This window comes from Streptomyces microflavus (assembly GCF_014650075.1).
Lineage (GTDB): Bacteria > Actinomycetota > Actinomycetes > Streptomycetales > Streptomycetaceae > Streptomyces > Streptomyces microflavus.
On the sequence record NZ_BMUG01000005.1, the window covers coordinates 48,007 to 69,417 of the forward strand.

Sequence of the window (21,411 nt, forward strand, 5' to 3'; positions counted from 1 at the left end):
CTCCAGGTGCTCGGTCGCGGGGGAGACCCGAACCTACGCAGCCCGACGGGCGGGGCGGAAGCCCGTCGCCGGGCCCGCCACACGACCGCAACGCGCCCGCATTACTCCATTTCGTACACCTGTTCCGGCCGGGCCGGGTGTCACTGCCCGGCGGAGCGCTCCAGCACCCACAGCCGGTGGTCCCAGCCGATGTCGTCACATCGGCGCACCCGCAGGCCGGCCCGGACCGCCAGGGCGCTCAGCTCGTCCTGCGAGCGGAGCCCCGAGCCGAACAGGCAGGCCGGCCGCAGGTGTTGGAGCGTTGCGTCGATGTCGTCCCGGTCGGCGGGCCGGATCTGCTCGACCAGGAGCAGCGTCCCGTCCGGGGGAGGGCGGCGGCCTCGCCGCGCACCAGGTCGAACAGGCCGAGCGTGACGGCCGTCCGGATGGCGAAGCCCGGTGCCAGGTCGGTGAGTTCGTGCAGCCGCTCGTGCGCCTCCTCGTCCTCCGGCACGGCGTCCTCCGCCGCGCCCGGGGCCGGTTCTGTGCGCCGCCAGTAGCCCGTGAAGTGGCTCTGCTCGCGCGGGACCTGCCGCTCGACGGCGATGTGGCGGCGGATGCCCTTCAGCGTGACCGCCTCGCCCGCCGCCCGGACGCAGACCGTGCCCGGCAGCCACTCCATGGACCGGACGGCCGGCTCCAGGAGGTCGGTGGTCCCTGCCGGGGCGCCGTCGCGGGACAGCCAGGTGACGGTCGCGTCGGGTCGGCTTCGTCTCCACCAACGGCTACATCCTCGCCTTCCGCCGCTACTTCGGCGAGACGCCGGGCGCCTACGTCAAGCGCACGGCGACCCGCACGGCCGCCTGATCCACCGGGCCGCCGACCGGGCTACCGGCGGATCGTCACCGGCTCGATCTCCGCGTTGTTGTGCCGGCGCGCCCAGTTCTCCAGGGCCACCCGGCAGGCGTGGTCGAGGTGGCGCAGCCCGGTCAGGTCCAGCTCTATGGGCTGGTCCTGCGGCAGCTTCTCCAACTGCTCCAGGATCCGGGGCAGTCGCAGGAAGGTCGCGTTCCCGGTGAGCGTCACCACGACCCGGCCGCCGGTGAGGCTGTGCGTGGACAGCTGTACGTGGGAGGTCTCCCACGCCGACTTGACCACGGCCAGCAGCAGGCCCAGCACCACGCCCTCGAAGAGGTTGGTCACCACGATGGCCAGCGTGGTGACCGCCAGGAGCACCGCCTCGCCGCGGTGCTCGCGCCACAGCGGGCCGAACTCCTTCACGGGGACGAGCTTGCACCCGGCGTGCACCAGGATTCCGGCGAGCGAGGCGAGCGGGATGATGCCGATGGCGGCGGGCAGGAGCGCCGCGAAGAGCAGCAGCCACAGACCGTGGGCGACCCGGGAGAGCGCGGTGGTGGCACCTGCCTGGACGTTGGCCGCGCTGCGGACGATGACCGCCGTCATCGGTAGCGCACCGAGCGCCCCGCAGATCGTGTTGCCGACGCCCTGCGCGACCAGCTCCTTGTCGTAGTCGGTACGGGGACCGTCGTGCATCCGGTCGATGGCCGCCGCGCTGAACAGGCTCTCGGCCGAGGCGATCAGGGCGAAGGCGAGGACGGTACCGATGACCGCCACGTTCGCCAGGCTGCCGAACTCCGCCGCACCGGGCAGATCGATGGCGTGCAGCAGTCCGTTCACATCGGCCACGGCGGGCGACAGTCCGGCCAGGGCGGCGACGGCGGTGGCCAGGCCGACCGCGGCGAGGGGAGCGGGAACGAGCCGCACGGCGGCGGGGAGCTTCGGCCAGAGCAGCAGGACGGCGACGGTCCCGGCGCCGAGGCCGAAGGCGGTCAGGGCCTCGGTGTTCGTGGCGATCTCGGCCGCCAGGCCGGGAAGCCCGGCGATCTTGGCGAGCGCGGTGCCCGGCTGTTCGGTGTCGGCCATGGCGTACACCTGGCCCAGGACGATGACCAGGCCGATGCCGGCGAGCATGCCCTGCACCACGGAGACGGAGATGGCGCGGAACCAGCGGCCGAAGCGCGCCACGCCCAGCACCACCTGGAGCAGACCGGCGGCCAGGACGATCGGCCCGAGCGTGCCGAGGCCGAATTCCGTGACCGCCTCGTAGACCAGGACGGTGAGACCGGCTGCGGGCCCGCTGACCTGGAGCTTGCTGCCCGGCAGCAGACCGACGACGAGGCCGCCGACGATGCCGGTGACCAGACCGAGTTCGGCCGGCACGCCGGAGGCGACGGCGACGCCGACGCAGAGGGGGAGGGCGACCAGGAAGACGACGAGTGAGGCCAGCAGGTCACGTCGTACGACGTGGGGGTTCTTGAGTTCCTTCACGGAGATCACGGGTGACGATTCCCTTGAGGGTCAGATCCGCGCCCGGCCGGGGCCGGGCGCGGATGGGTGGGGGGCGGGAAGCCGTCAGAGGCGGCCGCACGACGGGCCGCTCTCCGGCCGGTGAACGCTGATCGGGCCGGGGTGCACTACGCCACGGCTCGTCGGACAGGTCTGGGGGGCCGGCCGTGCGTGGGGCACGCGGCATCCTTTGCGTTCGCGGCGTCGTGCTCGGTGAAAGTCCGGGCGGGTGCGACAAGGGACTTCATGGGTGGCCTGCCTCCTGCATCCGGCGGTGCCGGGGAGCGGTGTGGTCGGGTCATATCGACGAATGCGCTGTCTGAATCCGAATGAACGTTCGGAGGGGATGCGGCGTGCTTCACCTCGTGTTTTGCCGAACATCCGGCTTCTCCGGCCGCGCGTCAGGCGTTCGGACGGATACGACTACAGCTCACCATATAGACCAGAACTTTGCTATCGCATTACCTTCTTGTGAAGGAACGCGAATGCGCCATTCTTGTCATTCATTCGGCTTGTTCTTTGTGATTGCGAAAGGTGTGGGCCGGGGTGGTCAGATGCGGCGGCAGTGCAGGAAGAGATGCGGCTCGGGCTCGCCCGCCGGGTGGTCCGGGGTGAACAGCACGCCGTGCCGCTCCTCCACCGCGAACCCCGCCCCGGCCACCAGCGCGACGAACTCCTCCTCGCCGAAGCTCGACACCACCACCGGCTGCCCCATGAACACCGCGCTCACCTCCGCCACGTCCACCGGCACGGTGGCCACTGCCAGAAGGCCCCCGGGCCGCACCGCCCGGGCCAGCCGGCCCAGCAGCTCCCGCTGCTCCCCGCGCGCCATCTGCAGCATCGAGAAGTAGACGCAGGCGGCGTCGAACTCCCCGTCCGCCCACGCCATCTCCCGGATGTCGCCGCAGCGGAACTCGGCGTCCGGTACCTGGCCGGCCGCCAGGGCGGTCATCACCGGGGAGACGTCGACGCCCACCACCCGGTGCCCGGCCCCGGCCAGCCGCCTCGCGGTCGGGACACCCGTACCGCTGCCCACGTCCAGGACCCGGCTGCCCGGCGCGAGGCGTTCCAGCAGCCGGTCCAGCGAGGCCCGGTGGGCGGCCGAACCGGCGAACGCCCGCTCGTACTCGGCCCCCAGCGCGTCGAACACCGCAGCGGCGGGAAGCCCATGGGTCCGCTGCGCGCCCGGGTCTCCGCCCGGTTCTCCGTCCGGACGCTCCGCCGGCTGTCCCTGGCTGTCACTCATCGGCGTGGCCCTCCCGCGGTCCGGCGGCCGTCTCCGGGGCCGCGTCCCCAGCGTCCCCGTACGGGCACCTGAGTATGCGGGGCCGCGACCGCTGAGTACCTTCCCCGATGTTCCGCCGCCCCGCCGCTGTTCGAATGAGGCCATGGACTCCGCAGCGCAGCGCAACCCCCGCATCCAGCACGTCACCACCGCAGGCACCGCCCTGGCGGTCACCCTGCTCCCGCTGGTGGTCGGCGTGCTGCTCGCCAAGTCCATGGCGGCGGACCCGATGACCTCGGTGAACGCGCTCGTCACCAACGGCAGCCACCGCCCCCGGGTCTCGCCGAAGCAGTGGCGCAGCTGCGGCGGGGACGCCCTGCGGCGCCTGCGCACCACGGAGCGTCTCCGCCTCGTCCGCCGCTGACGGCCGCCGCCCGGTCAGGCGACCGGCTGCGCCTCGTCCGCCGACGGCCGCTCGAACTGGGTGCGGTACAGCTCCTCGTACCGCCCGCCCGCCACGAGCAGTTCGGAGTGCGTGCCGCGCTCCACGATCCGGCCGGCCTCGACGACCAGGATCTGGTCGGCCGCCCGCACGGTGGAGAGCCGGTGGGCGATCACCACGGCGGTGCGCCCCTCCAGCGCCTCGGCCAGGGCCTCCTGGACGGCGGCCTCGGAGGTGGAGTCCAGGTGCGCGGTCGCCTCGTCCAGGATGACGACGCGCTGACGGGCCAGCAGCAGCCGGGCGATGGTGAGCCGCTGGCGCTCGCCACCGGAGAGCCGGTAGCCGCGCTCACCCACCACCGTGTCCAGCCCCTCGGGCAGCGAGGCGATCAGCCCGTCCAGCCGGGAGCGGCGCAGGGCGTCCCAGATGTCGTCCTCGGAGGCGTCCGGCCGGGCGAGCAGCAGATTGGCGCGTACGGACTCGTGGAAGAGGTGCCCGTCCTGGGTGACCATCCCCAGGGTGTCGCGGATCGAGTCGGCGCTCAGATCCCGTACGTCGATCCCGTTCAGCCGTACGGAACCGGCGTCCGCGTCGTACAGCCTCGGCAGCAACTGGGCGATGGTCGACTTGCCCGCGCCCGACGAACCCACGAGGGCGATCATCTGCCCGGGTTCGGCGCGGAAGGACACCTCGTGCAGAACGGGGGTGCCGCCCCGGCTGTCCAGCGTCGCGACCTCCTCCAGCGAGGCGAGGGAGACCTTCTCCGCGGACGGGTAGCCGAAGGAGACCTTCTCGAACTCGACCGACACCTGACCCTCCGGCACCTCGCGGGCGTCCGGCTTCTGGGCGATCAGCGGCTTCAGGTCCAGGACCTCGAAGACCCGCTCGAAGCTGACGAGCGCGCTCATCACCTCGACCCGGGCCCCGGCCAGCGCGGTCAGCGGGGCGTACAGCCGGGTCAGCAGCAGGGCCAGCGCCACCACGGCACCCGGCTCCAGCGTGCCGCGCAGCGCGTAGTAGCCGCCGAGCCCGTAGACCAGGGCGAGCGCGAGGGCGGAGACCAGGGTGAGGGCGGTGATGAAGGTGGCCTGGGCCATGGCGGAACGGACCCCGATGTCCCGCACCCGGCGGGCCCGCTCGGCGAATTCGGCGGACTCCAGGGACGGGCGTCCGAAGAGTTTGACGAGGGTGGCGCCGGGGGCGGAGAACCGCTCGGTCATCTGGGTGCCCATCGAGGCGTTGTGGTTGGCCGCCTCCCGCTGGAGTCCGGCCATCCTGGCCCCCATCCGGCGGGCCGGGACGACGAACACCGGGAGCAGGACCAGCGAGAGCAGCGTGATCTGCCAGGAGATCGTCAGCATCACGGCGAGCGTCAGCAGCAGGGTGACGAGATTGGAGACAACGCCGGAGAGCGTGTTGCTGAACGCGCGCTGCGCGCCGATCACATCGTTGTTGAGCCGGCTGACCAGGGCGCCGGTCCGGGTGCGGGTGAAGAAGGCGACCGGCATCCGCTGCACATGGTCGAAGACCGCGGTGCGCAGATCGAGGATCAGCCCTTCACCGAGGTTGGCCGACAGCCAGCGGGTGAGCAGCCCGAGCCCGGCCTCGGCGACCGCGATCAGGGCGATCAGCAGCGCGAGCCGGGTGACCGTCCCGGAGTCCGCGCCCCGCACGATGGCGTCGACGACACGCCCGGCGAGGACCGGGGTGGCCACCGCGAGCAGCGCGGTGACGACGCTGAGCAGGAGGAACCGCCGGATGCGCTGCCGGTGGGGCCGGGCGAAGACCAGGATGCGGCGTAGCGTCGCCCGGGAGAAGGGCCGCCGGTCCTGCTCGGCGTTCATCGCGCTGTGCAGCGATGTCCACGCGGTGACTTCCATGTCCATGGGGCGCTCCGAACTCTGCTGGCCTGGTGGTGCGGACCTGTACGTGCCCCGCGGGCCGACGCGGCCCGGGTGCACTCAGCACGCTAGAACCTGAAGTTTGGTTGAGGTCAACAGGGCGCGCGAGCCGGAGTCGGCAGGCGCCGGAGACAGACCCGCACGCCCGCTCCACCGCACGTCGGGGGCCGGGGAACCGTAGCGTGGCCACGAAGGCGATATATCCGCTGACGACCGGGCCCGGGGGTGACGCCATGTGCTGGAGCGCGACCGCCGACCTGGTGGCGGGCTCGGGCATCGCCGCGATCGGGGTGGTCACCCTCGCGCGCACCCGCCGTGTCCGTGATCTCCCGCTGGCCGCGCTGCCGCTGCTGCTCGGCGCCCACCAGATCGTCGAGTCGGTGGTGTGGAACGCCGATGGCGGCACCGGCCCGGCCACCCTCGCCTGGGCGGTGATGGCCCTGCCCCTGCTGGCGCTCTGGGTACCGCTGGGAGTGTTCTGCGCGGCGCCCGCGCGGGCGCGCGCCCGGCTTGCGGCGCCGCTCGCGGTCGGAGTGATCACGGCCGCGTTCCTCGCCCACGCCCTGGCCGCCCGGCCCGTGACGGCGGAGGTCCGCGGCCGCACCCTCGGGTACGCCGTCGACCTCCCGCACGCCCGACTCCTCATCGCGGGCTACCTCCTGGCCACCGTGGGGGCCCTCCTGCTCTCCGGCGACCGCACCCTGCGCCTCCTCGGGGTGCTGGTGGCGGCCGGTGCGGTCGTGTGTGTCGTGTTCTGGCAGATGGAGTTCATCTCCACCTGGTGCGCGTTCGCGGCTCTCTGCTCGGTGATCCTGCTCGGCTGGGCCCACCGCCCCGCCCCTCCCGCCGCCCAGCCCGTCCCGGGCGGGTGACAACGGCCGGGCGGGGTATCCGGCCACGGGCACCCCCGATCGCGTACTCCGGCGGGCGTCGGCAGCGGGCCGGTGCGAGCCTGAGGGCGGGAGAGGTCCCACGCAGTGACCGAGCACTCATGCAGTGACCGAGCAACCGAGCAGCAGGGCAAGGGGAGAAGCGGCGTGCGCATCGATCTGACGGGCAAGAAGGCGGTGGTGACCGGCTCCTCGCAGGGCATCGGCCTCGCCATCGCCACCGGGCTGGCCGCGGCGGGAGCCGAGGTCGTCCTGACCGGGCGGGGACAGGAACGGCTGGACGCGGCGGCGCGGACGCTGCGCACGGAGGTGGCGGATGCGGCCGTCACGGGTGTGGCGTGCGACCTGACCACGGAGGAGGGCGCCGCCGAGCTGTACGCGGCCGTCCCGGCGGCCGACGTCCTCGTCAACAACCTCGGCATCTTCGGCTCCCGCCCGCCCCTGGAGATCACCGACGAGGAGTGGCGGACGTACTTCGACACCAACGTGCTCAGCGCGGTACGCCTCATCCGCCGCTACCTGCCCGGGATGACGGGCCAGGGCTGGGGCCGGGTGCTGAACATTGCCAGCGACTCCGCGATCGTCATCCCCGCCGAGATGATCCACTACGGCATGTCGAAGACCGCGCTGCTCGCAGTCTCCCGCGGCTTCGCCAAGGAGGCCGCCGGTACCGGCGTGACGGTGAACTCGGTGATCGCCGGGCCCACGCACACCGGCGGGGTGGAGGACTTCGTCTACGAACTGGTCGACAAAGCGCTTCCCTGGGAGGAGGCGCAGCGCGAGTTCATGCGGCTGCACCGCCCGCAGTCGCTGCTCCAGCGGCTCATCGAGCCCGAGGAGATCGCCAACCTGGTGGTCTACCTGAGCTCCGCGCAGGCCTCGGCGACGACCGGTGCCGCGGTGCGGGTCGACGGCGGATACATCGACTCGATCGTGCCCTGAGCGACGCGACGGCTGCCCCGGGCCCGGTGTCCGGGGCGCGTCGGGCGCCTCGGCCGCCGGTCGGGACGATCATGCGGGGCTGGCATGATCGAGGGATGAACCAGAGCATCATCGCCGCGTGTGACGGGGCGTCCAAGGGAAATCCCGGACCGGCCGCCTGGGCCTGGGTCGTCGCCGACGCGCAGGGCAGCCCCGTGCGCTGGGAGGCGGGCCCGCTGGGCACCGCGACGAACAACGTCGCCGAGCTCACCGCACTGGCCGAGCTGCTGGAGTCCACCGATCCGGCGGTCCGCGTCGAGGTCCGGATGGACTCGCAGTACGCCATGAACGCCGTGACCAAGTGGCTGCCGGGGTGGAAGCGCAACGGCTGGAAGACCTCGGCGGGCAAGCCGGTCGCCAACCGTGAGCTGGTCACCCGCATCGACGCCCTGCTCGGCGCCCGCGCGGTGACGTTCCGCTACGTGCCCGCCCACCAGGTGGACGGCGACCCGCTCAACGCGCTCGCCGACCAGGCCGCCAGCGAGGCGGCCGTGGCGCAGCGGGCGGCCGGTACGGCGCACGGCGCGACCGCCCTGCCCGTTCCCGCCCAGGCCCGTTCCACGAAGGGGCGTACGGAGGCGGGCGGCAGCGCGGGTGAGGCGACGGCGAAGGGTACGGCGGGCGCGACCCGGACCGGGCGGTCGGGGGCCACGATCAAGGCGCGGTTCGCAGGGCGGTGCCACTGCGGAAAGCCGTATGCGGCCAAGGAGCCGATCGCGAAGAACCCGAACGGCTGGGGTCACCCGGAGTGCCGGACCGCTCCCGCCTGATCACACGCGGAGCAGCCGGAACGGGCCCGGTCGTGCGGGGTCGTGCAAGGTCGTGCGGAGTCGTGCGCGGGGAGTCGTCAGACGTCGGCCCAGACGAGCCGGCCGGCCAGCGCGGCGCGCGTACCCCAGCGGGCCGCCAGGGCCTCCACGAGCAGGAGCCCTCTGCCGTCCTCGGCCAGACAGTCGAGCGAATCGTCGCCGTCGGGGCCGCCCGCCGCCGGAGCGGCCTCGACGGGCAGGCCCGCCGAATCCGCCGGGGTCGCCGGTGCCGGGATACGGGCCCGGCCGCGGTTCCACACACAGATCCGCACCCCGTCCGCCGAGCGGAGAAGCCGACAGCGGATCCGACGGGTACTGGTGTGCTGCACGGCATTGGTGACCAGTTCGGTCACTATCAGAGCCGCCGCCTCGATGCGTTCCGCGGGTTCTCCCCATGCGCGCATCGCCTCCTGCACCCGGTGACGGGCCTCGGGAACGCCCCCGGGCAACCGGGGGACCCACCAGCTGTGTGCACCTCTGACTCCTCCGCTGTCCGGAGCGCGTTCCGCACTAATGGCTATTTCCGACATGTATGTACTCTCTGCGCAAAGTGCATACTTTGCAAGCGACAGAGTGTCCAAAGCTCCGCCCCGGGGCTCGACGAACGAGGTACGAGCATGCGACCCCGCTCCGGTCCCACGGTGCAGCACCGCGTCCTGGCGGCCCGGCTGCGGATACTGCGGGAACAGGCCGGCGTCACCCTCCGGGCCGCCGCCGACGCCCTGGACGCGCACCCCGCGACCGTACGGCGGATCGAGCGGGCCGAGACCGGCCTCGACGCCCGGCAGGTCGCCGAACTCCTCCGCTGCTACGGGGCCCCGCCGGCCGTCGCCGAGCCGATCCTGGCCGGGCTCGGGGCCGCGAACCTGCCCGGCTGGTGGCACCACTGGCGGGACGCGATGGAGGGCTGGCAGCAGGACGTCATCGGGGTCGAGTCCTCGGCCAGCCTGGTCCGCACCTGGCACCCCGCCCTCGTGCCCGAGCTGCTGCGCACCCCCGCCTACGCCGCCGGCCTGTACCGGATGCGGTACCCCGACGACAGCCCCGGCCGCCTGGAGCGCCGCGTGGAGCTGCTGCGGGAGAGGCGGCGTCGGCTGAGCGAGCGCGGTACGGCCCTGTGGGCCCTGCTCCCGGCCGCCGCCCTGCTCACCCGGGTCGGGGACCCGGAGACCATGGCCGGTCAGCGCAAGGCACTGGCCGAGGAGATGGAGCAGCAGCACATCACCGTCCAGGTGGTGCCGCTGGACCACCCGCCGCACGCCATGACCGCCATGCCGCCCCTGCACCTGCTGCGCGTCCCCGCCCCGGAGATCGGCGACCAGGCCGTCCTGGAGACCCCCGGGGTACGCGTCGACCTCATCGACGACCCGGACGCCGTGATGGCCCACCGCATCCGGCTCGACGCCGCGTGCGCCGCCGCCCCGCCGCCCGGCACCCCGCTGCCGCTCTGAGGCCCGTCCGGGGGCCCGGACCCGCGCTGCCGGGATGCGGAGCGTGCCCGGGCCGTACAGCGTGGGGGAGTGGTGCAGCAGCGCAGGGCCCAGTGGATCCCGGTGGGGGTCATCGTGCTGGCCGTCGTGATCGATCTGGCGACCCCGACGGATGTGTCCTCCGCGCCCCTGCTGATGGCCGCACCCGTCGCTGCCGGGCCCCTGCTGAGCCTGCCGGGCATCATCGCGACCGGTGGCCTCTCGATGGCCGTCCACGCCGTCCTCGCCTGGGTCGACGGCACCTTCGGCTGGAAACAGGGGGTCGCCAACCAGCTCACCCTTCTGGCCGTAACCGTCCTCGCCGTCCTCATCCACCGCACCCTGGAGGGCCAGAGCGCCCGGACCCGGCGCGCCCGCCAGGTCGCCGCCGTGGCCCAGGCCGCCGTACTGCCCAGACCCCCGTCACGGCTGGGCGACCTCCGGATCGCCGCCCGCTACATCCCCGCCGAGGACGAGGCCATGATCGGCGGCGACCTCTACGTCGTGCAGGAGACCCCGCACGGGGTGCGTGTGATGGTCGGGGACGTCCGGGGCAAGGGGCTGGGCGCTGTCAGCGCGGTCTGCGCGGACCTGGGGGCCTTCCGGTACGCAGCGGACGAGGCGGAGGACCTGCCCCGCCTGGTGACCGCGCTGGAGGGGGCCCTGCTGCGCGAGGGCGGGCGGCGGGGCGGCCAGGAGCAGGACGAGGGGTTCACCACCGCGCTGATCGTCGAGTTCGCCGCCGGTCTCGGCGCCGTACGGATCGTCAACCGCGGCCATCCGCCCCCGGTACTGCTGGACGCCCGGGGCACGGCCACCGTCCTCGAACCGTCCCAGGAGGCGCCCCCGCTCGGCATGGCGGCGCTGGGCACCTGGTCGTTCCCGGTCGACACGTATCCCTTCCCGCCCGGCTCCACGCTGCTGTGCTACACGGACGGTGTCACCGAGGCCCGCGACGAGACCGGCGTCTTCTACGACGCGGCCGTACGGCTCCCGCACCTCCTGCGCCACCGCTCGCTCGTCGGCGACCCGCCGACCCCCGGGCAGATCCTCCAGCTGCTGATCGAGGACGTCGGACGCCACACCGGCGGCCGGGTCCAGGACGACCAGGCCCTCCTCGCCCTGCACCGCCCCGCCCCGAAAGCCGAGCAGCTTTCCCGGCGCCCGCGTGTTTGAGGCGCCGATCGTCGGTCACCCGCACGGTACGGCCGTACGGCGAGCGCCTGCGGCACACATCCGACACCGGGAGTGAGCAGCATGGACAACTGGCGTACACACGCGGCGTGCCGCGACGAGGACCCGGACCTGTTCTTCCCCATCGGGAGCTCCGGCCCCGCCGTCGTCCAGGCCGCGGAGGCCAAGGCGGTCTGCCGGGGCTGCCCCGTCCAGGCCCAGTGCCTGGAATGGGCCCTGGAGAACGGCCAGGACTCCGGCGTCTGGGGAGGCCTCGCGGAGGACGAACGACGCGCGCTGAAGCGCCGCAGCCGCAGGCGCGCCAAGAACACCGCCGGCTGACCCCGGGACCGGTCCCCGGGCCGCCGGCCGGGCTCCGGAGCGGCTTCGGAGCGGCGGACCGCCGACACCGCGCCCGCACTCTCGTCAACGGCGGCCGAGTGGGTAGACGATGAGCCATGGACACCACCGTTTGGCTCGTTGTCGCCGCCGTCGCCGCACTGATCATGCTGGCCCTGGCCGCCGTACTGCTGGTGCGCGTCTTCAAGGCCAGGAAGCTCCTCGTCGACGCCGGGATTCCGCTGCGCAACAAGGCGCTCGTCTGGGCAGCCGTCGTCTACACCGTCTCCCCGGTCGACCTGCTGCCGGACCCCGTCTACCTCGACGACATCGGATTCCTGCTGCTGGCGCTGCGCTCCCTGCACGCCGCCGCCGCGTCGGCCGGGCTGGGACGGGCCAAGGGGAAGGGCGCCCCGGCCGAGATCCCGAAGCCGGAGAAGACGTCGCTCGGGAAGACGGCACTCGGGAAGACGGGCGAGCCCCGGCCGGACGCGGTGCGTTAGGCGTTCGCGCGTGCGCTAGGTGCCGGACTGCTGTTCCTGCGGCTGCTGCTCTTCCGGCTGCTGGGGTTCCTGCGGCGGCGCGGGCTGGGAGTCGGGCGAGTCGCCGGGCGGGTTGTCGGGGGGCGGAGGGTCGCTCGCGGGCGGACTGTCCGGCGGCGGTGTCACCCCGTCGTCGGCCGGGGGCGGGGAGTCGCCGGGCGGCGGGGATTCGCCGTCGGGCGGGGATTCGCCCTCGCTCGGAGCGCAGGAGCGGTCGTCGGATCCCGGCGGGCAGGGCGACTCCGACCCGTCCTTCTTCTTGTCCTTGGGCGGATCGGTCTTCTTGTCCTTGCCGCCGGTGTCTCCCGCCGGGCGGGTGAACCAGTCACCGCTCGACGGATCGACCATCTTGAACTCGTCCACCGGCTTGGACGACGGCTGCACCACGACCACGTCCGACGCCCGGTACCCCGGCCAGGCCTTCCCCGTCTGCTTCGGGGTGCTCTCCTGGGCCACGGGCGGCAGCAGCGGGTTGCCGCAGGCGCAGCGCACCCGGGGCACCCCGCGGTCGTCGACGAGGACGGCCGTACCGGCCTGGAGCACCGCCTGATAGGCCGTCGCCTTCCCGTCCCGGAAGCCGTGGTTGGTGACGCGGGTGTCCATGCGCAGCTGTACGGGGGTGAGGGAGCGGAGATAGTCCGGTACGGCCGACGGCTCGATGTCCTGGACCGAGGCGAACGCCCGGTTCTTGTCCGGAGCCGCCTGCAAGGTGCTGATCTGCTTCTCCACATCGCAGCTGGCGACCTTGCGGGTGCCCCCGTAGAGGCCGGGGGCCGCGCCGTCCACCCCGCGCGTCACCTGCGACCCCGTGGCCGAGGCGCTCGGGACCGCGGACGGGGAGGCGGTCCCCGGCTTGGGGTCGCTCTTACGCGCCGTGGACTCCGTGAAGGGGTCCGGGCCGGAGGAGCCCGCCGCCTGGAGGAACACCTCTCCGCCCGCCTTCGAACCGCCGCTGTCGTCCGGGCGGGTCAGGAACACGACCAGCACCACGGCTACGACCACGGCCGTCGCGATCGCGGCGATCCGGGGGACGGACCGCCACCAGGGGCGCTCCGGACCGGACCCTGGGGCGGCGCCGGAGCCGGAGCCGCCTCCCGGACCGCTTCCCGAACCCCCTCCCGGACCGCCGGAGTCCCCGCCCCCGCCCGAGCCGCCCCCGCCCTGCGAACCGTCGTGGCCCCCGCCGCTCGGCGGACCGGGCGGGGTGCCGGACACCGTGGGGGGCGGGGGCGTGGGGCCGGACTGGGAGGGGCCCGAGAGCGGACCGGAAGGCGGTCCCGTCGGGCGGCCGGAGGACGGCGGTTGGACACTCACGGGCTCTGCTCCCCGAGGTTGGGACCGGTTCCGGACTCCCGCCCCCACTCGGGGCAAATAACGGGAATACGGGCGTTATCGCACTCATTGTGTGTACCGCCCGCACACTCCCCGCAAGCGGAGGGAGCAACCGTTTCCTCGGGGAGCGGAGCACCGGACCACTGCTTAGCGTGGCAGCGTGAACGTCCGGGCGAGCAACGACAGGAACAGCGCGAAGCGCGCGACGCACGGCTGGCGCGACGCACTCGTGGCGGTACTGGCCGGAACCCTGGCCATGGTGGTGACCGCGGTCCTCGGCCTGTGGGCCGCCGGTGCCACCGGGCTGCCCGGCGGCGCCTTCCCCCGGGTGGCCGCCGCCGTCGTCGTGATGGCGGCGGGCGGCTCCGTCGGACTCGCGGGCGACGCCGGCTCCCTGGTGGGGGCCCAGGCGGGCCTCTCGGTGCTGCCGCTCTCGGTGACCCTGGCGGGCGCGTTGCTCATCGCCCATGGGTTCCTCCGCCCCCTGCGCCACCGGGCCGTCGCCGGAGGCCGGGAACTGGCGGGCTGGGCGGGCCGCGTCGCCGTCCTGTGGGCCGTGGTGCTGGTCGTCCTCTCGCTCCTGGCCCGGTTCACGTTCACCCTCCCGGCCGAAAACCTCACGGGGGACGGAACCGGCGACGGCACCGAGGACGCCATCGGGGACGTACTGGGCGACTCGGCACGGGTCGGGTTCCGCGCCGACCTCCCGCTGACCCTGCTGTTCGGCCTGCTGTGGCTGGCCGGCGTCCTCGTGCTCGCGCTCCTCGTCTCGCGCCGGGCGCCGCTCCCGCCCCGGCTGGTGCGCTTCCAGGAGACCGTGCGCCCGGCCGCCTCCGCCATGGTGGCGCTGCTGCTGGGCTCCGTCGCCCTGGGCGTTGTCGCCGGACTCGTCGTGATGGTGGTGCGCGGGCACCCGGCCCAGACCCTCGCGGTGATCCTCCTCGGGCTGCCCAACCTGGTCTGGCTCGCGCTCACCCTGGGCCTCGGCGCCTCCTGGGAGGGCAAGGTGCAGGGCCCCTTCGGACTGCCGATGCCCCAGGTGCTCGACTCCGTCCTCCGTACGCCCGACCTCTCCACCGTCAACCTCCGCACCCTCGCCGAGCAGGACGGGCGCGTCTGGTGGCTGCTCGTCGTCACCGCCCTCCTCGTGCTCGGCGCCGCCTTCCTCATGGCGGTCCGGTCACCCGCCCGTATGCGGCCCTGGCAGCACGCCCTGCACCTGGCGGTCGCGCTCACCCTGACCGTGCTGCTCATCGGCCTGACCGCCGGGCTCTCCGCCCGCTACGGCCTCTCCCTGCTGGGCATCGGTGACCTGGGCGGCGGCCTCGGCGGGGAGGTCTCGCTGCGCCCCCGGCTGTGGACCGCCCTCGGCATCGCCTTCCTTTGGGGCCTGGTCGCCGGATTCCTGGGCGGGCTCGCCGCCACCCGGGTGCACCGGCACGGCGAGCTTCCGCCGGACGGTCCCAAGGGCCCGGCGAACGCCGGATAGCCCCTACGGCCCCGGAAACACCGGGCGGGCCCAGCGCGGCGGCCGGGGCGGCGGCTCGGGCGTCGCGGACCAGGAACCGGCCCGCGCGTCCACCCGGGTCGGCGCGTGCTGTCCGTCCGAGATCCCGGACGCGGCCGCCCGCAGCGCCGCCACGAACCGCAGACAGGTCTCGTAACGGTCGTCCGGCGACTTGGCCAGCGCCTTCGCCAGTACGCCGTCCACCGCGCCCGGCAGGCCGGGCCGCAGCCCGGACGGAGGCGGCGGCGGATCGTACTGGTGGGCCCACAACAGGGCCATGTCGTCGTCCCGCTGGAAGGGCGGCGCCCCGGTCAGGGTCTCCTGCACGACGCACGCCAGGCTGTACACATCGCACCGGCCGTCCACGGGCTTCCCCGAGATCTGCTCCGGCGCCACGTAGTCGAGCGTTCCGACGAACTGGCCGACCGTGGTGAACCCCGTCAGCGACAGCGACTTCTTCGTCAGCCCGAAGTCCGTCAGATACACATGCTCCGGATGGTCGCTGTCCGTCCCCGCCGCGACCAGGATGTTGCCCGGCTTCACATCGCGGTGCACCAGATCGTGGTCGTGGGCCGCGTCCAGCGCGGACGCGACCTGCCCGCCGATCCGGACGGCGGCGGTCAGATCGAGCGGCCCGCGCCGGTCGATCAGCACCCGCAGGTCGGCGCCCGCCACATAGCGCATGGCGATGTAGAGCAGCCCGTCCGTCTCACCTGCCTCGAACACCGGCACGATGTGGGGGTGGTCGATCGCGGCCGCCACCCGCGACTCATGGGTGAAGCGCTGACGGAAGGTGTCGTTGCGGGCCAGTTCCGGGGCGAGCAGCTTGAGTGCGACGATCCGGTCCAGCCGCAGGTCCCTGGCCCGGTAGACGACCGCCATCCCGCCGCGGCCGATCTCGGCCTCCACCAGATAGCCCGCGATCCGCTTGCCGATCAGCTCGTCGTCCCGGCCGGCCGGGAGCCCGGCGTCGTGCGACGGCGGGGGAGGGGGAGGCGGCGGGGGAGTCATGGCCCGTCACCGCCCGCCGTCCGGCGACTCGTCGGGAGTGACGACGCGGGTGGGTTCGGGCGCCACGACCCGGGTGGGTTCGGGTTCGTCGCCGGTCACGACCCGGGTGGGTTCCGGCGCGTCGCCGGTCACGACCTGCGTGGGTTCGGCGGCCGCGACCTGGGGCGGCTCGGGCCCGTCCGCGGTGACCACCCGGGTGGGCTCCGGCGGCCCGTCCGCGGTGACCACCCGTGTCGCTTCCGGCGGCCCGTCCGCGGTGACCACCCGCGTGGGCTCCGGTTCCGCAGCGCCCGCCCCCGTGGGCCCGGCACCCGCCCCCGTGAACCCCGTCCCGGATCCCGGCCCCGACTCCGCCGCGTACGTACTGAGCTGGATCCCGTCGCAGAAGACCCACCGCTCGTGCTCGGCGTCGTACAGCCACACCGACTCCCCGTCCACGACCATGCCCACCCGCAGTCCCCGGGTCCGCTGCTGGAAGCTCTCCCCGTCGCTTCGGCCCTCGGCCAGGTCCTGGGCCGCGCGCCGGTACTGGTTCAGGGCCTCCTCCGCCCGGGCCAGCAGGGGCCGCGGGTCCGCCGTGCGGGCGAGCGGCTGACCGGCGGCCGGAGGGGCCTGCGGTACGGAGACGAGGAGCCGCCCGTCGACCCAGGCCGACCAGCCGTTGGAGCAGGCGACATACGCCCAGTCCCCTTGCCGGTCCACCAGCTGCACCGGCAGCAGGGCGTCCAGCGGGTCGGTGGGCCGGGCGGCGTCGGGAGCCTCCCAGGCGGGCAGCCCGTCCGGGGGGATGACATGGGTGGGACGGAATTCCGGGGTCGCCATGGAACCGCCCTACTTCCGCATGACCGCGGGCTCATGGCGCCGCAGCAGCTTCACGACCACGAACCCGAAGACGGCGGAGAGGACGACCAGCATGCCCATGTTGAGCAGCCAGACCCCCGGGGAGTGCCCGAAGAGCGGGTCGGACGTCAGCTCGCCCGGCACGATCCGGGCCAGATCGACCGTGCCGGCCATCGCCCCCAGTGCCCACCGCGACGGGATCAGCCAGGACAGCTGCTCAAGGCCCGGAACCCCGTTCAGCTTGAGCAGGGCCCCGCAGAACACCACTTGGACGATGGCGAGGAGGACGAGCAGCGGCATCGTGACCTCCTCCTTGCGCACCAGCGCGGAGACCAGGAGGCCGAGCATCATCGCGGTGAAGGACAGCAGGGCGACGGCCAGGGTGATCTCCACGAGAGGTGGCAGGAAGACGCCTTCGCCGCCCGGCGCGTTGAGGTCGACGCCCACCAGACCCACCAGGGTCAGCACGATGGCCTGGAGGACCGTGATGGTCCCGAGCACCACGATCTTCGACATGAGGTACGCGGATCTGGAGAGGCCGACCGCCCTCTCCCGCCGGTAGATCACCCGCTCCTTGACCAGCTCCCGTACGGCGTTGGCGGCACCGGTCAGCACTCCGCCCACACACAGGATGAGCAGCGCGTTCATCGCCGTCTCCTGGGTGAGCCTGCTGCCCGCCAGGGCGCGGGCCATCGCTCCCATGACGAACGGCAGCGCGATCATGATGATCAGGAACGTCCGGTCGGCGGCGAGCGCGGAGGCGTACCGGCGGACCAGGGTGGACAACTGCGCACCCCAGTTACGGGTCTTCGGCGGCGGGGCGACGGACGCGCCGGGCGCGGCCGGGGGCAGCTGGGGCTGTGCCGAGGCGTTGACGATGTACTGCTGGTGGAAGGGCGAGTCGGCGTACGTGGCCGCCCAGTCCCGGCCCCGGTCGTTCTCGAAGGCTTCGAACGCCTCCGGCCACTCCGCAAAGCCGAAGAACGCGAGGGCGTCCTCCGGCGGGCCGTAGTAGGCGATGCGCCCACCGGGGGCGAGGACGAGCAGCCGGTCGCAGACCTCCAGGCTCAGCACGCTGTGCGTGACGACGATGACCGTACGGCCGTCGTCGGCGAGTCCGCGCAGCATGTGCATCACGGAGCGGTCCATCCCCGGGTCGAGCCCCGAGGTCGGTTCGTCGAGGAAGAGCAGCGAGGGCTTGGTCAGCAGCTCCAGGGCCACGCTCACCCGCTTGCGCTGGCCGCCGGAGAGGCTGTGGATCGGCTGGTCCACCCGTTCTTCCAGGCCGAGTTCATGGATGACCTCGGAGACCCGGGCCTGCCGTTCCGCCTTCGCGGTGTCCTGCGGGAAGCGGAGCTCGGCGGCGTACCCGAGGGCCTTACGTACGGTCAGCTGGGAGTGCAGGATGTCGTCCTGCGGTACGAGGCCGATGCGCTGGCGCAGCTCGGCGAAGTCCCGGTAGAGGTCACGGCCGTCGTAGAGGACGGTGCCGGTGTCGGCGGGGCGCAGCCCGGTGAGGGCGTTGAGCAGTGTCGACTTTCCGGCGCCGCTGGGCCCGACGACACCGAGCAGACACTTCTCGCCGACGGGGAAGGAGACCCCGTCGAGGAGGGTCTTGCCGCCCTTGCCCGCCTTGCCGACGGTGACCTCCAGGTCCTGGACGTCCAGCGACACCTCACCGGTGTCCACGAACTCCTGGAGCACATCGCCGACGAGGCTGAACGCCGAGTGGCCGATGCCGACGATGTCGCCTGCGCCGAGGACCGCCCGGGAGACGGGCTGGCCGTTGAGGAAGGTGCCGTTGTGGCTGCCGAGGTCGACGATCTCGTGACGGCCGTCGGCGAGCGCCCGGAGTTCGGCGTGGTGCCGGGAGACCACGAGGTCGTCGATGACGAGGTCGTTGCCGGCGTCGCGGCCGATGCGCACGGTCTTCGCGGGCAGGGGCCGTACGGTGGTCGGCTGCCGGAAGGTGCCGGTCGCGGCGGGCATCGAGACGGCCGATGGCCGGTCCGCGGGGGCTGCGGGGCGGGCGGGGGGCTCCCGGCCCAGCAGGACCGCGCGGGGCCCGTCGGACGGGTTGCCGAAGTGGATGATGCTGCCCGCTCCGACGCCCGACTCATGGACGCGGTGGCCGCCGGTGTACGTGCCGTTGGTGCTGTCCTCGTCCTGGAGCGTCCAGTGACCGGCCTCGGGGTGGAGCACCGCGTGGTGCCAGGAGACCCGGGCGTCGTTGATGACGATGTCGCTCTCGGGGTCGCGTCCGACATGGTAGTCCCGGCTCGGACTCATCACCGTGGAGCCGATATCGGTCTCCAGGACGAGCTCGGGCGCTGTCGGCGCTGCGGGCCGCTCTGCCATGTCCGAATTCTATCGAGACGTCACGATCGGCGCCCGTCGCCGCCGGAACCGCCCGCTCTGCGGGGGCTCCGGAGTGCTGCGGGGGCGGCGCGCCGGAGTGCCGAGGGGCTCGGGCCGTCAGCGGAGCACGGTGGCCAGGATGATCTTTCCGCCGTCCGCGGACTCGCGGACCGTGACCTCCTGGGACAGCCGCTGGATCATCGGCCAGCCGAAGCCGCCGGTGCGGCCCGTGAGGTCGGGCGTGCGGTCCTGCGGGTGCGCCGGGCTCGGATCGGTGACCCGGACATGGACGCCCGTGCGGTCCGCGGTCAGCCACAGCGCGCTGACGGCTCCCGCGTGCCGGACGGCGTTGGTGACCAGCTCGGACACGAGGAGCAGCAGGTTCTGCACCACGTGCGCGGCCGGCTTGGGGTGCAGCCGGGCGACAAAGCTGCTGACCGCGTCCCGTGCGTCGGCCGCCCTCTCGGGCCGGCAGACGTAATCGGTGCGGGTCTCCCCACTCGGTGAAAGTGTCATCAGCATGCGGTCGTTCATAGCGGTCACCCCGTCGCTCGAGCTTTCTGGCTGAACTCCGGATACCCCCGGAACGGGATTTCATGGAGAACAGCCGAGAGGGAAGCGCGACCCGACCGGTTACGACTCAGGTTCCGCCTCCAGTACGGCTCAGTTGGCGCCCCCGAGCCGATCCCGCTGGATGCGATGGGCCAAGGTGCGGCGCACCGAGGCCGACCCGGGAGCGGTCCCTGGGGCGGTCCCTTTCGCGGGGGTGTCGAGTCCGCGGCTGATCGCGTCGTACGCCGTCCGGAAACCGCCGGGCAGCTCCTCCCGGTGCAGCATCAGGTCCTCTTCGACCAGGCGGCGCAACGCGTCGACTTCCAGGGGCGTGAAGCGCTTCCGCCCCCGGCCGAGGGCGACGACGAAGCGCGAGCAGCGGGCGCTGTCGCTCAGGGCCTCGGAGATCTCCTCGGCCAGCCCCCACAGACGCCCTTCCAGCCAGGGCGTGTCGTACTGGTCGAGGGTGAGCTCCGCCAGGGGCTGCGGGCTCCCCGGGCCGTGCTTCGTCACCTGCTTGGAGACGGCGGGCTGGCTCATGCCGGTGAGCCGGGCGATCCTCTCCTGGGTCCACCCCGCCCCGGCGAACAGCGCCATCATTTCGCTGCGCAGCTGACGCATCTCCTCGCCCGCGCGGATGACCTCGTTCATCCCGGCGAACATTCTCACCGCCTGCTCCTCGCTGAGGAACGCGGGATTCCCGCTCGGAAACGCGGGATTCCCGGTTAGGAGCTCGGGGTGGCGGCGGATCTCGTCCTCGTCTGTCATAGCTCGGTTATACCCCAATGACCCGATCCTTATAACCAGGTTGTACAACCTGGTTATAAGGATCATCATGGCTGCCATGACTTCCTTCTTCACGGCACCTGACGGAACCCGGCTCGCCTATCGCGTGACCGGGGAGGGTGAACCGCTGATCTGCCTTCCGGGAGGCCCTGCCGACTCCCGCTATCTGGGTGATCTCGGGGGCCTCTCCGCGCACCGCCGCCTCGTCCTCCTCGACCTGCGCGGCACCGGCCGGTCGGCCTTCCCCGACAATGCCGCCTCCTACCGCTGCGACCGTCAGGTGGCGGACGTGGAAGCCCTGCGGGACCACCTCGGGCTCGCCCGGGTCGATGTGCTGGCTCATTCCGCCGGTGCGAACCTCGCGATGCAGTACGCCGCCCGCCATCCGGGGCGCGTCGGCAGGCTCGCCCTGGTCGGCCCCGGTCTCCGGGCGGTGGGCGTGGAGATCGACGGGCGGATGCGCCGCGCGCTCGCGCTGCGACGGAAGGGCGAGCCGTGGTTCCCGGCCGCCTTCGCCGCGCTGGAGGCGATCACCGAGGGCACCGGCTCCGACTGGGAGGCCGTCGCGCCCTTCTTCTGGGGCCGTTGGGACGCCGCCGCCCGGCTCCATCACGCAGCCGGTGAGCCCCTCAACGGCGAGGCCGTCGCCCACTTCGGGGCCGAAGGGGCTTTTGAACCCGAGGTCACCCGTGCGGCACTCGCCCGCTTCGAGAGCCCTGTGCTGCTGCTCGCCGGCGAGTTCGACCTCAACAGCCCGCCCCGGGCGGTGGCGCAGTGCGCGGAGCTGTTCCCCGGTGCCGCGTTGGTCGAGCAGCCGGGGGCGGGACACCATCCGTGGATCGACGACCCCGACCGGTTCGTCGCGACCGCATCGGCGTTCCTGGGCTAGGTGCAGTTTCTATCGTTGA

21 protein-coding genes are annotated in these 21,411 nt (G+C 72.9%); 10 read left to right on the forward strand and 11 right to left on the reverse strand.

From position 1 onward, the window contains the following. Positions 1-238: 238 nt before the first annotated feature. The 3 genes from IE264_RS15630 to IE264_RS15640 form a co-directional block, all read right to left on the reverse strand. Entirely contained in the window at positions 239-721 is a 483-nt protein-coding gene (locus IE264_RS15630) for an SIP domain-containing protein (protein WP_229887610.1), read from the reverse strand. 146 nt (positions 722-867) lie between these two features. Next, complete coding sequence (locus IE264_RS15635) at positions 868-2,337, reverse strand: SulP family inorganic anion transporter (protein WP_015606933.1); 1,470 nt, start codon at positions 2,335-2,337, stop codon at positions 868-870. 559 nt (positions 2,338-2,896) lie between these two features. Beyond that, a complete protein-coding gene (locus tag IE264_RS15640) occupies positions 2,897-3,592 on the reverse strand; it encodes a class I SAM-dependent methyltransferase (RefSeq protein WP_032754087.1) in 696 nt (231 codons plus the stop codon). 142 nt (positions 3,593-3,734) lie between these two features. On the opposite strand from IE264_RS15640, the gene IE264_RS15645 reads away from it, so the two are divergent. After that, entirely contained in the window at positions 3,735-3,995 is a 261-nt protein-coding gene (locus IE264_RS15645) for a hypothetical protein (protein WP_015606931.1), read from the forward strand. Positions 3,996-4,009: 14 nt separating this feature from the next. On the opposite strand, the gene IE264_RS15650 is transcribed toward IE264_RS15645, so the two are convergent. Beyond that, positions 4,010-5,899 (reverse strand): ABC transporter ATP-binding protein, encoded by a 1,890-nt coding sequence (locus IE264_RS15650; RefSeq protein WP_032754090.1) that lies wholly within the window; start codon positions 5,897-5,899, stop codon positions 4,010-4,012. A 248-nt stretch (positions 5,900-6,147) separates the two neighbouring features. On the opposite strand from IE264_RS15650, the gene IE264_RS15655 reads away from it, so the two are divergent. The 3 genes from IE264_RS15655 to IE264_RS15665 all read left to right on the forward strand — a co-directional run bounded on the left by IE264_RS15655 (position 6,148) and on the right by IE264_RS15665 (position 8,555). Continuing rightward, positions 6,148-6,786, forward strand: coding sequence for a DUF6629 family protein (locus IE264_RS15655; protein ID WP_032754911.1), 639 nt, complete (start codon positions 6,148-6,150; stop codon positions 6,784-6,786). Positions 6,787-6,951: 165 nt separating this feature from the next. Then, the gene (locus IE264_RS15660) at positions 6,952-7,746 is read left to right on the forward strand and encodes an SDR family NAD(P)-dependent oxidoreductase (RefSeq protein WP_032754092.1); all 795 of its coding nucleotides are present in this window, start codon (positions 6,952-6,954) and stop codon (positions 7,744-7,746) included. A gap of 95 nt (positions 7,747-7,841) precedes the next feature. After that, positions 7,842-8,555, forward strand: a complete 714-nt coding sequence (locus IE264_RS15665; RefSeq protein ID WP_032754094.1) for a ribonuclease H family protein — start codon at positions 7,842-7,844, stop codon at positions 8,553-8,555. Positions 8,556-8,632: 77 nt separating this feature from the next. Here IE264_RS15665 and IE264_RS15670 read toward each other — a convergent pair whose 3' ends face one another. Next, complete coding sequence (locus tag IE264_RS15670; protein ID WP_078618629.1) at positions 8,633-9,043, reverse strand: ATP-binding protein; 411 nt, start codon at positions 9,041-9,043, stop codon at positions 8,633-8,635. Positions 9,044-9,211: 168 nt separating this feature from the next. Between IE264_RS15670 and IE264_RS15675 the strand changes: the two genes are divergently transcribed. From IE264_RS15675 to IE264_RS15690, 4 genes are all read left to right on the forward strand, one after another. Then, positions 9,212-10,045: a Scr1 family TA system antitoxin-like transcriptional regulator gene (locus IE264_RS15675; RefSeq protein ID WP_032754099.1), complete on the forward strand. Its 834-nt coding sequence runs from the start codon at positions 9,212-9,214 to the stop codon at positions 10,043-10,045. Positions 10,046-10,114: 69 nt separating this feature from the next. Continuing rightward, positions 10,115-11,239: a PP2C family protein-serine/threonine phosphatase gene (locus IE264_RS15680; protein WP_032754102.1), complete on the forward strand. Its 1,125-nt coding sequence runs from the start codon at positions 10,115-10,117 to the stop codon at positions 11,237-11,239. 81 nt (positions 11,240-11,320) lie between these two features. Next, the gene (locus IE264_RS15685; protein ID WP_015606923.1) at positions 11,321-11,578 is read left to right on the forward strand and encodes a WhiB family transcriptional regulator; all 258 of its coding nucleotides are present in this window, start codon (positions 11,321-11,323) and stop codon (positions 11,576-11,578) included. A gap of 116 nt (positions 11,579-11,694) precedes the next feature. After that, entirely contained in the window at positions 11,695-12,078 is a 384-nt protein-coding gene (locus IE264_RS15690) for a YkvA family protein (protein WP_032754105.1), read from the forward strand. Between the two features lie 15 nt (positions 12,079-12,093). Here the strand turns inward: IE264_RS15690 and IE264_RS15695 are convergent, their stop codons facing one another. Then, positions 12,094-13,431 carry a DUF6777 domain-containing protein gene (locus tag IE264_RS15695; RefSeq protein ID WP_078657347.1) on the reverse strand — a complete coding sequence of 446 codons (1,338 nt, stop codon included), beginning with the start codon at positions 13,429-13,431 and terminating at the stop codon, positions 12,094-12,096. Between the two features lie 178 nt (positions 13,432-13,609). On the opposite strand from IE264_RS15695, the gene IE264_RS15700 reads away from it, so the two are divergent. Beyond that, positions 13,610-14,938 carry a streptophobe family protein gene (locus IE264_RS15700; RefSeq protein ID WP_015606920.1) on the forward strand — a complete coding sequence of 443 codons (1,329 nt, stop codon included), beginning with the start codon at positions 13,610-13,612 and terminating at the stop codon, positions 14,936-14,938. A gap of 3 nt (positions 14,939-14,941) precedes the next feature. Here IE264_RS15700 and IE264_RS15705 read toward each other — a convergent pair whose 3' ends face one another. The 5 genes from IE264_RS15705 to IE264_RS15725 all read right to left on the reverse strand — a co-directional run bounded on the left by IE264_RS15705 (position 14,942) and on the right by IE264_RS15725 (position 20,485). Further along, entirely contained in the window at positions 14,942-15,967 is a 1,026-nt protein-coding gene (locus IE264_RS15705; protein WP_015606919.1) for a serine/threonine-protein kinase, read from the reverse strand. 6 nt (positions 15,968-15,973) lie between these two features. Further along, a complete protein-coding gene (locus IE264_RS15710; RefSeq protein WP_032754110.1) occupies positions 15,974-16,789 on the reverse strand; it encodes an SH3 domain-containing protein in 816 nt (271 codons plus the stop codon). A 9-nt stretch (positions 16,790-16,798) separates the two neighbouring features. Next, positions 16,799-19,165 (reverse strand): FHA domain-containing protein, encoded by a 2,367-nt coding sequence (locus IE264_RS15715; RefSeq protein ID WP_032754112.1) that lies wholly within the window; start codon positions 19,163-19,165, stop codon positions 16,799-16,801. 117 nt (positions 19,166-19,282) lie between these two features. Further along, a complete protein-coding gene (locus tag IE264_RS15720) occupies positions 19,283-19,699 on the reverse strand; it encodes an ATP-binding protein (RefSeq protein WP_015606916.1) in 417 nt (138 codons plus the stop codon). 129 nt (positions 19,700-19,828) lie between these two features. Further along, the gene (locus IE264_RS15725; RefSeq protein ID WP_229887550.1) at positions 19,829-20,485 is read right to left on the reverse strand and encodes a sigma-70 RNA polymerase sigma factor region 4 domain-containing protein; all 657 of its coding nucleotides are present in this window, start codon (positions 20,483-20,485) and stop codon (positions 19,829-19,831) included. A gap of 67 nt (positions 20,486-20,552) precedes the next feature. Between IE264_RS15725 and IE264_RS15730 the strand changes: the two genes are divergently transcribed. After that, positions 20,553-21,392 carry an alpha/beta fold hydrolase gene (locus IE264_RS15730; RefSeq protein WP_078657348.1) on the forward strand — a complete coding sequence of 280 codons (840 nt, stop codon included), beginning with the start codon at positions 20,553-20,555 and terminating at the stop codon, positions 21,390-21,392. Positions 21,393-21,411: the final 19 nt, after the last annotated feature.

Excerpts from the sequence above, each read along its gene's own strand:
- IE264_RS15705 (WP_015606919.1), bottom strand. The coding sequence starts at position 15,967 with ATGACTCCCCCGCCGCCTCCCCCTCCCCCGCCGTCGCACGACGCCGGG.
- IE264_RS15710 (WP_032754110.1), bottom strand. The coding sequence starts at position 16,789 with ATGGCGACCCCGGAATTCCGTCCCACCCATGTCATCCCCCCGGACGGG.
- IE264_RS15690 (WP_032754105.1), top strand. The coding sequence starts at position 11,695 with ATGGACACCACCGTTTGGCTCGTTGTCGCCGCCGTCGCCGCACTGATC.
- IE264_RS15675 (WP_032754099.1), top strand. The coding sequence starts at position 9,212 with ATGCGACCCCGCTCCGGTCCCACGGTGCAGCACCGCGTCCTGGCGGCC.
- IE264_RS15685 (WP_015606923.1), top strand. The coding sequence starts at position 11,321 with ATGGACAACTGGCGTACACACGCGGCGTGCCGCGACGAGGACCCGGAC.
- IE264_RS15665 (WP_032754094.1), top strand. The coding sequence starts at position 7,842 with ATGAACCAGAGCATCATCGCCGCGTGTGACGGGGCGTCCAAGGGAAAT.
- IE264_RS15650 (WP_032754090.1), bottom strand. The coding sequence starts at position 5,899 with ATGGACATGGAAGTCACCGCGTGGACATCGCTGCACAGCGCGATGAAC.
- IE264_RS15645 (WP_015606931.1), top strand. The coding sequence starts at position 3,735 with ATGGACTCCGCAGCGCAGCGCAACCCCCGCATCCAGCACGTCACCACC.
- IE264_RS15725 (WP_229887550.1), bottom strand. The coding sequence starts at position 20,485 with ATGACAGACGAGGACGAGATCCGCCGCCACCCCGAGCTCCTAACCGGG.
- IE264_RS15640 (WP_032754087.1), bottom strand. The coding sequence starts at position 3,592 with ATGAGTGACAGCCAGGGACAGCCGGCGGAGCGTCCGGACGGAGAACCG.
- IE264_RS15730 (WP_078657348.1), top strand. The coding sequence starts at position 20,553 with ATGGCTGCCATGACTTCCTTCTTCACGGCACCTGACGGAACCCGGCTC.
- IE264_RS15655 (WP_032754911.1), top strand. The coding sequence starts at position 6,148 with ATGTGCTGGAGCGCGACCGCCGACCTGGTGGCGGGCTCGGGCATCGCC.
- IE264_RS15715 (WP_032754112.1), bottom strand. The coding sequence starts at position 19,165 with ATGGCAGAGCGGCCCGCAGCGCCGACAGCGCCCGAGCTCGTCCTGGAG.
- IE264_RS15720 (WP_015606916.1), bottom strand. The coding sequence starts at position 19,699 with ATGAACGACCGCATGCTGATGACACTTTCACCGAGTGGGGAGACCCGC.